The organism is Actinomyces sp. 565 (assembly GCF_010365615.1).
Taxonomy (GTDB): domain Bacteria; phylum Actinomycetota; class Actinomycetes; order Actinomycetales; family Actinomycetaceae; genus Actinomyces.
The window spans coordinates 1-8,328 of sequence record NZ_PIZD01000068.1; the positions used below are offsets into that span (position 1 = coordinate 1).

Genomic DNA, 8,328 nt, shown 5'->3' on the forward strand with positions numbered 1-8,328 from the left:
AGCTCCACGGCATCCGCGCGGGCGGGCAGCGCGGTGACGGCGGTGGCGGCCGGGGCGGCCGCGCGGTGGCGCCAGGCGTACAGACCGCCTCCGGCTACAGCGATCGCCACGACGGCCGCAATGGCCCCCAGCAGCAGTCTGCGGCCCCGGCGTGCGCCCCGGTTCCCCCGGCGTCGGCTCGCAGGTGCGCCGGGCACGTCCACCGGAGCCCAGTCGGCCGAGGTCGGCGACAGTGCCTCCGGCGCCAGCTGCGGATAACTGGCGAAGCGCGTGCGGATATCTGCCTCCGGTGCCGACGCCGCCCCGCCACTACCGGCCACAACCGTAGGCTCCGCCGTCAGCGGCGCCGTGGGGGCGGTCCCGGCAGCGGGAGTGACCGCACCGTCCGTCGGGGGCAGGGGGACGCCAGGCGGCGCCTCGCCGTCGGCCCACACGTACGGCGTGGGCGCGGACGCCGACGGCGGTGGCACAGACAGGCGCGCTGCGGCCGGTGCTCCCGCCGCTGCCGCCCCGGCCTCCTCCAGCTGCGCGGCCACCTGTCTTGCGGTGGGACGCGCAGCGGGCTGCTTGGCGAGCATGCGCTCCAGCACCGCCCACAGGGCGTCGGGGATGCCGTCGGGGCGTCCGGGGGCGCGGCGGGCGTGCTGGGCCAGCACCTGGGCCGGGGCACCGACGAAGGGAGTCACGCCGCAGGCCGCCTCGTACAGCAGCACGCCCAGGGAGTAGACGTCAGCGGCGGGCGTGGGCGCGGCGGGATCGAGGATCTCCGGCGCCATGTACAGCGGCGTACCGATGGCACCGGTGGCATGGGAGGAGGCGACCGTGTCGCAGATGCGGGCGACGCCGAAGTCGGCCAGCCGGGGTGTCCACTTCTCCGCGGCCTCCCCCGCTCCGGCGTCGATGAGCACATTGGCGGGCTTGATGTCGCGGTGGACGATGCCGGCGTCGTGTACGGCGGCCAGGCCGTGAGCGAGCATCGCCCCGACGCGGGCGACCTCGGCGGGCGGCAGCACACCCCGTTCATTAAGCAGGCGCCGCAGGTTGCCGCCGCCCACATAGTCCATGACGATGGCGAAGCGGCTGCCCTCCACGACCATGTCCTGCACGCCGACCACATAGGGGGAGGACACGCGCATCAGGGTGGCGCGCTCCCGGATGAAGCGCTCGATAACGCCCGCATCCTCCAGCAGATCGGCGCGCAGCAGTTTGACCGCCAGGGGGGTGTCGGGCGCGTCGGTGCGGTGGGAGAGCCAGACCTCTCCCTGTGCGCCGGCCCCAATGCGCGTATCCAACACATAGGCGCTGCCGAGGCGTTGGGCGGCATCGTCGGTCGGGGGCATGGGCGTCTCCTCGAGAGTGGGTGAGGTGGGGCTGGGCGGATTCCTCGGTCCTGCCGCCTGCGGGACATCCTAGACGGAAAGTCTCGTTCGGATGACGGTCAGTCCGGAGCCATATCTACCGAACTCGGCACGTAACAACTACCGAACTCGGCGGGGGTGGTGCAGCCGCGTACCGGAGACGCGAAGGCGGCGGGCCGGCCCCGCCTGGGGAGCCGGCCCGCCGCCTCGGTCTAGCAGTGAGCGCGGGCGCGCTCAGGGCCTCTCAGGCCGCTGAGGGCCGGGTCAGAGCTTGGCCACATCCAAGGGGATGCCGGGGCCCATGGTCGTCGCCACGGTCGCCTTGAGGATGTACCGCCCCTTGGAGGTCGACGGCTTGAGCCGCTGCACCTCCTCCAGCGCAGCCTGGAAGTTCTCGGCCAGCTGCTCCTCGGAGAAGGAGGACTTGCCGATGACAAAGTTGAGGTTGCCGGCGCGGTCGACGCGGAACTCGATACGTCCCCCCTTGATGTCGGTCACGGCCTTGGCCACGTCCATGGTGACAGTGCCGGTCTTGGGGTTGGGCATGAGGCCGCGGGGGCCGAGCACGCGGCCCAGGCGCCCCACCTTGCCCATCAGGTCGGGGGTGGCGACGGCGGCGTCGAAGTCGGTGTAGCCACCTGCGACCTTGGCGATGAGCTCGTCGCCGCCAACCTCGTCGGCGCCGGCGGCGATGGCCTGCTCGGCCCGCTCACCCTGGGCGAATACGACCACCCGGGCCGTCTTGCCGGTACCGTGCGGCAGGGACACGGTGCCGCGCACCATCTGGTCGGCCTTGCGGGGGTCAACGCCCAGGCGGAGTACGACGTCCACGGTGGAGTCGAACTTCGTCACGGACGTCTCCTTGGCCAGCTTCACCGCTTCCGCGGGCGTGTAGAGGATCCCGGACTGGATCTTCTCCGCCGCGGCGCGGTAGGCCTTGCTGCGCTTGGTCATCTGCTTCTCCTTAGCAGTCGTGGTGAACGGGCCGCGCAGGCCCTTCCACGCTTATTGGTTCTGGGTTACGGGCCGGGGTCTCAGGCCTCGACGGTGATGCCCATGGAGCGGGCGGTGCCGGCAATGATCTTGGCGGCGGAGTCGACGTCATTGGCGTTCAGGTCACGCATCTTGGTCTCTGCGATCTCACGCACCTGCGCCTGGCTGAGCGAGCCGACCTTGTCCGAGTGGGGGGAGGCGGAGCCCTTGGAGACGCCTGCGGCCTTCTTGATGAGCTCTGCGGCCGGCGGAGTCTTCGTCACGAAGGTGAAGGAGCGGTCCTCGTAAACCGTGATCTCCACCGGGACGACGTTGCCGCGCTGGGACTCGGTCGCAGCGTTGTAGGCCTTGCAGAACTCCATGATGTTGACGCCGTGCTGACCGAGCGCGGGGCCGATCGGCGGAGCGGGGTTGGCCTGGCCGGCCTGGATCTGGAGCTTGATCAGCCCGGCGACCTTCTTCTTAGGAGCCATGGGTAATTCGGTCTTTCTTGTCCGGAGTGCTGCACACCTGCCGTGCAGCGCGTGGTTGTGTTGGTACGCGGATGCGTACCGGGCACGCGAGCGCCAATCTTAGACCCGCGTGCGCGTCCGTGAGAGGCCCGGTGGGCGGTCTCACAGGCGGGCCGCTCCCCGCCTTCGTCCTCTGGGGCCGCCGGCGGGGGCAGCGGTCAGATCTTGGCCACCTGATTGAAGGCGAGCTCGGCGGGGGTGTCGCGGCCGAACAGGGAGATGAGCACCTGCAGCTTCTGGGTGTCGGGGTGAATCTCCGCAATCGTGGCGGGCAGCGACTCGAAGGGGCCGTCGGTGACGATCACGGACTCGCCCACGGAGAAGGCGACCTCGTAGACCTGGCCATCGGCCACGACCTGGGTGCCCGTACCCTCCTCGGGCGCGGTGGCCGCGGCAGCACGCTTGGCGGCGACCTCCTCCGGGGTGGGGCCAAGCTGTGAGACGGCCTCCTCAAGCGTCAGCGGCACCGGGTCGTAGCGGTCACCCACGAAGCCGGTCACGGCGGGGGTGTCCTTGATGGTGCGCCACACCTGCTCGGAGGTCTCCGGGTCATCCAGGTCCATCCGCACGAATACGTAACCGGGGATGCGGACCCGCGACACCTCTTTCTTCTTGTTGCCGTTCTTCAGCTCGATGACCGTCTCCATCGGGGCGACGGCGTCAAAGACGTAGTCCTCCAGCTCGAAGTTCTCGGCGCGCGCCATGATGTCCGCGGCGACGCGGCGCTCGTAGCCGGAGTAGGTGTGCAGCACGTACCACTCGCCGGGAAGCGAGGACATCTGCTTGCGGAACTCCTCGACCGGGTCGACCTCGGCCGGGGCGTTGTGCGGATCGGCGTCGGGGGCGACGGCGGCGGGCTCCTCGGGGACGTTCTCCTCGGACACGGTGCTTCTTTCTCCTCGGACTGGATGTGGCTGCGACTGCGGCGGCGGTGAGACCTGCGCCGAGTACGGCGAGTATGGCAGGAGTGCGGCGGGCCTGGCGCTCAGGCGAAGACCCACAGGACGAGTCGATCGAAGACTGCGTCCAGGGCCCCGGTGAACAGCATGATCGCCAGAATGAAGACGACCACCACCGCGAAGTAGGTCCACAGCTCACTCCGCGTGGGCCAGACCACCTTGCGGAGCTCGTCAATGACCTGACGGAAGTACAGGGACACGCGGGAGAAGGGCCCGCGCTTCTGCTTCCGTGCGCCCTTGGCGACGGTTGTATCGCTCATGCTCTCGTGATCCTCGGGGTCGACGTTCCGGTCACGCCCTGACGGGCGAGAAGACGGAGCCGACGGGATCTCCCGACAGATCCGCCGTTCTCAGCAGGGCAGGCGGGACTCGAACCCACAACCGCCGGTTTTGGAGACCGGTGCGCTACCAATTGCGCCACTGCCCTTCAGCGGCCACCAATCTTGCCACATCATGCCCGGAATACCGAACTCCAGCTCCGTGGGCTGCGCCACGTCAGCGGGCTAAGCCGCGCCGCGTACCGCCCGCCGGCTTGAGAACCTCGCCACCTCGGGCCGCATACCGGGATGACACTGCGCTCCCCCCGAGGTGTACGTGAGACTATCTGCCCGTGAGTACTGCACCTAGGAGTCGCGTTTCCGCCCGTCTGGCCGCCATATCCCCCTCGGCCACCCTAGCCGTCGACGCCCGGGCGAAGGCCCTGCGCGCCGCCGGCCGCCCCGTCATCGGCTTCGGCGCCGGCGAGCCGGACTTCGCCACCCCGGACTATATCGTTGCCGCCGCCGTAGCCGCGGCCCAGGATCCGGTCAACCACAAGTACTCCCCAGCCAGGGGGCTGCCCGAGCTGCGTGAGGCGATCTCCGCCAAGACGCTGCGGGACTCCGGCTACCTGGTCTCCCCCGAGGACATCCTGGTTACCAACGGAGGCAAGCAGGCCGTGTTCCAGGCCTTCGCCGCACTGCTGGACCCGGGCGACGAGGTGCTGCTGCCCACCCCCATCTGGACCACCTACCCCGAGGTCATCAGCCTGGCCGGCGGCACCACCGTGGAGGTGTTCGCCGGCGCGGACCAGGACTACAAGGTCACGCTCGATCAGCTGGAGGCAGCCCGCACCGAGCGCACCAAGGTGCTCCTGCTGTGCTCGCCGTCCAACCCCACCGGCGCCGTCTACACCACCGCCGAGCTCACCCATATCGGACAGTGGGCGCTGGAGCACGGCATCTGGGTAGTCACCGACGAGATCTACGAGCACCTGCTCTATGACGACGCCCAGCCGGCCCACATCGTGGCGCTCGTGCCTGAGCTGGCCGAGCAGACGGTAGTGCTCAACGGCGTGGCCAAGACCTACGCGATGACCGGCTGGCGCGTGGGCTGGATGATGGGGCCCGCCGATGTCATCCGCGCCGCGACCAACTTCCAGTCGCACCTGTCCAGCAACGTGGCCAACGTCTCCCAGCGGGCGGCCCTCGCCGCCGTGGCCGGGGACCTGTCCGCAGTGGAGCACATGCGCGCCGCCTTTGACCGCCGCCGCCAGCTGATTGTGTCGATGCTCTCCGAGATCGGCGGCGTGCAGGTCCCCACGCCCAAGGGCGCCTTCTACGCCTACCCGAGCGTGGAGCAGCTCATCGGGCGCTCGCTGCGCGGGCACGTAATCGACTCCTCCGCCACGCTGGCGGAGCTGCTGCTGGAGTACGCCGAGGTGGCCGTGGTGCCCGGGGAGGCCTTCGGCCCCTCCGGTTTCCTGCGCATGTCCTACGCCATGAGCGACGATGCCATCACCGAGGGCGTCACCCGCATGCAGCAGCTGCTGGCCGAGGTCGACTGAGTGCGGCACAAACGGCTACTGGCCGCGGCGATCGGCGCGCTGGCGCTCATCGTCGCGGCCGTGGTCTACGTGTTCTGGTGGCCGCTGCCCCAGGGCACCCCGGAGCTCGCGCCCGAGGTTGAGGCGCTGCGCAGCCAGGCCACGAGTTATGTACAGCAGCAGCCCGGCAGAGGAGATGACTGGTCTCTGGTTCTCGGAGCCACGAACGCCGATGCCGTGTGGGTGCACTTCATCCGGGGCGGTGAAGCAGTTCCAGATACACGGATAGATGTCGGTTCATCGGCCGAAGTACTCGGCTGCACCATTACCGTCTTGGAGTCACACCCCAAGAGGCCATCGGGTCGGGGACCCGGGACCGCGTCCAGCTCTGCACTCATCGCCGTCCAGTGTCCCGACAGCGCCACTCCCACCGCCACCACTCCCGCTGCCCCTGTGGCCACCTCCACCGCACCCACCGCTCAGGCCGAGCCTTCTGGGACGGCTGCCTCAGCCGAGTCGGCCTCGGGCTTCGACGGCACCACTGCGCCCTGACTAACCGACTCCTGCCTCAGGCATGCAGACGGCGCAGCAAAGAGTAGAACGCAGTAGGACAACGCAGTAGGACAACGCAGTAGGACAAGGAGTAGCACTCCGCCTTGCCCTCCACCCCTATGCCCGGCAGTTCCCCCGGAGACACACGGGAGTCCACCGCCTGGGCATCGTCGGTGAAACCGCCGGTGGGCTGGAACCCCGCCGGGGTAGGACGCGTTACCGCCCAGGTGCAGTCCGGCGGCGGTGTGAAGTGAGAACTGGTGCCCGCCGTACTGATGACGGCTCATGCGGAGTACCAGCGGCACAGGGACCTTGCGCGTCCGCCACCGCTTCCAGCATGAAAAGTGTCCATTTCTCGCCACTTTGGTCCCCACGGTCCCTGCTGGCGCTGAGCCTGCGGCGTATTTGCGCGGGTCCGGAACCGGCGGCAGCTCAAAGTGGCGAGAAATGGACAGTTCCCGCCCCACTCAGGCGGTCGCGTCCTGCGGGATGGAGGTGAATTCATCCCCGGGGCGTCGCAGGTACGGGTCCTGGAGCAGGTAGGCCCTGGTCTCACGGGCGATCAGGCCGGACAGCAGCACCAGGCCGATCAGGTTCGGGATGGCCATTAGACCGTTGGCGATATCCGCGAAGGTCCACACGTCGTCCAGGCTGGTGACGGTGCCCAGGAAGATCAGGACGGTGAAGAACAGGCGGAAGGGCAGCACCCCGTGGACGCCCACCAGGCGCACGGTGCAGCGCTCGCCGTAGTAGGCCCAGCCCAGGATCGTGGAGCAGCCCAGGAAGACCAGCGAGACCGAGACGATGTAGTGCCCCCAGTCCCCGGGCAGCCCGGTAGTGAAGGCGTTCGCGGTCATGGTGGCCGGGTTGTCACCCGTCCAGGCGCCGGTGGACAGCACCACCAGGCCGGTGCAGGTGACCACCACGAAGGTGTCGATGAAGGTCTGGGTCATGGACACCAGGCCCTGGCGGACCGGGTGGTTGGTCTTGGCCGCGGCGGCGGCGATGGCAGCCGAGCCCATGCCGGACTCGTTGGAGAAGATGCCGCGGGCCATTCCGAACTTGATGGCCATGAGCATGGTGGAGCCGGCGAAGCCTCCCACGGCTCCGTGCCCGGTGAAGGCGTCGGTGAGCACCATCCCCAGCGCCGCCGGAATCGCCGTGATGTTGACTGCGAGGATGTAGAAGCAACCGCCCACGTAGAACACGATCATCATTGGCACGAAGGCAGCGGTGACCCGTCCGATGGACTCGATGCCGCCCAGCAGCACCCCACCGATCGCGATGGCCATGAGAATACCGACGAGCGCCGGATCCGCCCCAAAGGAGTGCTCCAGCTGTGCGGCCACCGAGTTGGACTGCGTCATGGAGCCGATGCCGAAGCAGGCGAGCAGCGTGGAGATGGCGAAGAACACCGACAGCGCGGTTCCCGCACGCCCCTTGATCGCGTGCTGCAGGTAGTACTGGGGGCCGCCGGACTTCTGGCCGTTGGCGTCGGTGGTGCGGAAGCGCACGGCAAGGAAGGCCTCGGAATACTTCGAGGCCATGCCGAAGAATGCGGTTACCCACATCCAGAACAGCGCACCGGGACCGCCCAGGTGGATCGCAGTGGCCACGCCGATGATGTTGCCCACTCCCACAGTGGCGGCCAGTGCCGTGGTCAGCGCCTGGTAGTGGGAGATGTCCCCCTCGGCGGTGTCGGCCTCGCCACCGCTGCGGTCCAGCAGGGCGAAGCGCAGCGCCGGGAAGAGCTTGCGCAGCTGGACGGCGCGCAGCCGCACGGTCAGCCAGATGCCGGTGCCCAGCAGCAGCGGAATGAGCAGCCATGGCCCCCACAGGAAGTCGTCGGCTGCGGACAGCACCTCACTGAAGCTCGCCTGGCACGGCCCCGCAGCCGCCACCAAGTGCCCGGCCACTATGCCGGGTGCGGCGGCTGGCTCGGCCACCGGCACGGCGCCGGGTGCCGGGGCAGGTACGGTCAAGAGCGCGGGTAGGGGCGTGGGGAACACGGTTACTGCCTTTCCGCCGGCGGGCACCGGCGCGGCCGTAGGTTACACGCTTGCGCGCGCCCACAAGCGCGTAACCGTCAACAACGTGGCTGCGCGGCGCCCGGGCCCCGCGCAAGGCTCCGTACAGTCCCCGCGCAGTCC

The 8,328-nt window shown here is 69.0% G+C and carries 8 protein-coding genes and 1 tRNA gene; 2 read left to right on the plus strand and 7 right to left on the minus strand.

Features of this window, described 5'->3' with window-relative positions; all coding sequences use genetic code 11:
- The 6 genes from GZ997_RS11300 to GZ997_RS11325 all read right to left on the minus strand — a co-directional run.
- The coding region (locus GZ997_RS11300; protein ID WP_162679957.1) for a serine/threonine-protein kinase at positions 1–1,340 on the minus strand (1,340 nt) is incomplete at its 3' end.
- Positions 1,341–1,622: 282 nt separating this feature from the next.
- Positions 1,623–2,312, minus strand: coding sequence for a 50S ribosomal protein L1 (gene rplA, locus GZ997_RS11305; protein ID WP_161924779.1), 690 nt, complete (start codon positions 2,310–2,312; stop codon positions 1,623–1,625).
- A gap of 80 nt (positions 2,313–2,392) precedes the next feature.
- Positions 2,393–2,824 (minus strand): 50S ribosomal protein L11, encoded by a 432-nt coding sequence (rplK, locus tag GZ997_RS11310; protein ID WP_161924780.1) that lies wholly within the window; start codon positions 2,822–2,824, stop codon positions 2,393–2,395.
- Between the two features lie 197 nt (positions 2,825–3,021).
- Positions 3,022–3,747 (minus strand): transcription termination/antitermination protein NusG, encoded by a 726-nt coding sequence (nusG, locus tag GZ997_RS11315; protein WP_161924781.1) that lies wholly within the window; start codon positions 3,745–3,747, stop codon positions 3,022–3,024.
- Positions 3,748–3,848: 101 nt separating this feature from the next.
- On the minus strand, positions 3,849–4,082 hold the full coding sequence (gene secE / locus GZ997_RS11320; protein ID WP_162679959.1) for a preprotein translocase subunit SecE: 234 nt from the start codon (positions 4,080–4,082) through the stop codon (positions 3,849–3,851).
- Between the two features lie 94 nt (positions 4,083–4,176).
- Positions 4,177–4,249, minus strand: a tRNA-Trp gene (locus GZ997_RS11325).
- 183 nt (positions 4,250–4,432) lie between these two features.
- On the opposite strand from GZ997_RS11325, the gene GZ997_RS11330 reads away from it, so the two are divergent.
- Positions 4,433–5,647, plus strand: a complete 1,215-nt coding sequence (locus GZ997_RS11330; protein WP_162679960.1) for a pyridoxal phosphate-dependent aminotransferase — start codon at positions 4,433–4,435, stop codon at positions 5,645–5,647.
- Positions 5,648–6,178: a hypothetical protein gene (locus tag GZ997_RS11335; protein ID WP_162679961.1), complete on the plus strand. Its 531-nt coding sequence runs from the start codon at positions 5,648–5,650 to the stop codon at positions 6,176–6,178.
- Between the two features lie 467 nt (positions 6,179–6,645).
- On the opposite strand, the gene GZ997_RS11340 is transcribed toward GZ997_RS11335, so the two are convergent.
- Positions 6,646–8,040, minus strand: coding sequence for a sodium:alanine symporter family protein (locus tag GZ997_RS11340; protein WP_162679965.1), 1,395 nt, complete (start codon positions 8,038–8,040; stop codon positions 6,646–6,648).
- Positions 8,041–8,328: the final 288 nt, after the last annotated feature.

Excerpts from the sequence above, each read along its gene's own strand:
- rplA (WP_161924779.1), bottom strand. The coding sequence starts at position 2,312 with ATGACCAAGCGCAGCAAGGCCTACCGCGCCGCGGCGGAGAAGATCCAG.
- rplK (WP_161924780.1), bottom strand. The coding sequence starts at position 2,824 with ATGGCTCCTAAGAAGAAGGTCGCCGGGCTGATCAAGCTCCAGATCCAG.
- secE (WP_162679959.1), bottom strand. The coding sequence starts at position 4,082 with ATGAGCGATACAACCGTCGCCAAGGGCGCACGGAAGCAGAAGCGCGGG.